Here is a 2,227-nt window from a genome sequence, read left to right on the forward strand (position 1 = left end):
CAGACGCGGCTTGCGGAAATAATGCAGCACGAAAATCTGTTCGGCCTGGGCGCGGGTCAGCGCCTTGACATCGGCTGCGTCGATCCGCCCGTCCCGGTTCAGATCCATGCCCAACTGCCGCATCGTCCCGATGGTCACGCCATGATTGGTCGCGCCACCGGGATCGTCGGGGTCATTCACATAGCCACCCTCGCGGGCGACGATCTCTCGCGCGATTTCTTCGACACTCGGCATTCCGGTCCCCTTGAAAGCCAGCCGTCAGAACGACGGAAAGCCCGAAAGGTGATCGGCTCCGGTTAACCATCTGTTAACCGAACGCCCGTTGCATGTCGTGATCCTCAGGCATCGCACATGGTCGCGCCCCTGCCGCCGCGGGTTCGAGCGACCCGTCCCCGCTGGACAGGCAGCCCGCCCGGCGCCGCGTCTCAGGAATTCGGATCCTGGTAGACGCCCGCATCCTTCAGCGTATCGACCACCTCGCGCGGCATATAGGTCTCGTCATGCTTGGCCAGAAGGCTTTGCGCCTCGAAGCGACCGTCGCGATACCAGCCCTTTGCGATGGTGCCCTGACCTTCCTTGAAAAGATCGGGACGCGGATCGCGGCCGATATAGGTCACGGGGATCTCGGCCGCGCCATCGGTGATGACGAAATCGAAGGCCACGCCGCCGCGCTTCACGATCGAGCCGTCCTTTACCAGCCCGCCAAGCTGGAAATATTCGTCCGGCGCCGGCGCGCGCTGGCTGACCTGCGTGGGCGAACGATACAGGTTGATCCCGTCCCGGAACCCGTATCCGATCAGCCCGACGGCGATCAGCAAGGCGACCGATGCGCCGATCAGAACCTGAACGCGGCGGCGTTTCTTCAGCGGTTTCAGACCTGCCATCGCGTTCTCCTCAGATCGCTTCGAACCGGATCGGCCGGCGCAGGAATTGCGTGGCCTTGCCCGAAACACGCACGGGATCGCCGGTCGTCAGATATTTCGCCACCCGGCCCGCGCCCAGAAACTCGGGCCGACGATCAAGATAATCCGCAAGGCTTGCCGCGACCAGCCCCGCCTGCGAATAGACCGCCACATTGTCCCCGAGCGCGCGTTGGAACGCGGCCTCGACCAGCGGATAATGGGTGCAGCCCAGAATCGCCGCCTCGGGGTTCGGCATCCGACGCAGCAGCGCCTCGACATGGCTGGTGACCAGCGCCTCAGCCAGAATTTCGTCACCCATTTCAATGGCATCGACGACCCCACCGCAGGGCTGCGCCTCGACATCGACGCCGACCGCGCGAAAGGCCAGTTCGCGCTGAAAGGCGCGGCTGGCAACCGTCGCGGGTGTCGCGAACAGCGCCACCTGGTTGACCGAGACCTCGCGGGGCGGCGAATTGTCGCCCCATTGCCGTTCGGTCAGCGCCTCGATCATCGGAACGAAGACCCCAAGCACGCGCTTGTCCTGGGGCAGCCAGGTTTCCTGAATGCGCCGCAGCGCGGCCGCGCTGGCTGTATTGCAGGCCAGAATCACAAGATCGCAACCCTCATCCCACAGCCGCGACACACCGGCACAGGTCAGATCGAAGATGTCGTCGGCGGTCCGCACCCCATAGGGGGCATGGGCATTGTCGCCCAGATAGACCAGCGGCAGATCCGGCAGGCGGGCGGCGATGGCCTGATGGATGGTCAGCCCGCCCAGACCCGAATCGAAAACGCCAACCGCCATGTCGCCACTCCCATAGCCTGCGCGCCCTTCTAGGACGCCGCGGGCGGTTTGGGAATGACCCAGATCATTCGGCGGCTTCACGCCTCGGTGCATCGCCCGATCGGAACTGCTGCAACAATTCCCTGCGCCGGATGGCCGCCTCGTCGGCGGCCCTGTCCTTGACGGGACCATAGCCGCGAACGCTCAGCGGCAGTTCGGCCAGTTCTATCGCGATCGGCAGGGTCGCGTCATTCGTGCCGGCCAGAACTTCGCGCATGTCGGTTTCATACTCGCGGATCATGGCGCGTTCGCGCTTGCGCTCGGCGCCGTAGCCGAACGGGTCGAAGGGCGTGCCGCGCAGCACTTTCATCGCCGCCAGAATCCGGAAGGCCTTCAGCATCCACGGCCCGAATTCCCGCTTTTTCGGACGGCCATCCGCGTCCTTGCCGGTCAGCGCCGGCGGGGCCAGGTGGAACGACAGCCTGGTGTCGCCTTCCCATTGCGAGGCGACCTGATCGGCAGTGGTCAGATGCAGCCGGGC

Annotated in this window: 4 protein-coding genes; all 4 read right to left on the bottom strand. The window is 65.1% G+C overall.

What is annotated here, in order from left to right; genetic code table 11:
- A partial coding sequence (locus B4L36_RS08785; protein ID WP_292955524.1) for a glycosyl hydrolase 108 family protein occupies positions 1 to 234 on the bottom strand: 234 nt, incomplete at its 3' end.
- 191 nt (positions 235 to 425) lie between these two features.
- On the bottom strand, positions 426 to 884 hold the full coding sequence (gene ccmE / locus B4L36_RS08790; RefSeq protein WP_292955527.1) for a cytochrome c maturation protein CcmE: 459 nt from the start codon (positions 882 to 884) through the stop codon (positions 426 to 428).
- Positions 885 to 894: 10 nt separating this feature from the next.
- Positions 895 to 1,707, bottom strand: coding sequence for a glutamate racemase (locus B4L36_RS08795; protein WP_292955531.1), 813 nt, complete (start codon positions 1,705 to 1,707; stop codon positions 895 to 897).
- Positions 1,708 to 1,771: 64 nt separating this feature from the next.
- Positions 1,772 to 2,227, bottom strand: a 456-nt coding sequence (locus B4L36_RS08800; protein ID WP_349675822.1) for a DUF6537 domain-containing protein, incomplete at its 5' end; no start/stop codon positions are given.

Origin of the sequence: Paracoccus sp. UBA889 (assembly GCA_002294185.1) — a bacterium.
In the GTDB taxonomy this organism is placed as follows: Bacteria; Pseudomonadota; Alphaproteobacteria; order Rhodobacterales; family Rhodobacteraceae; genus Paracoccus.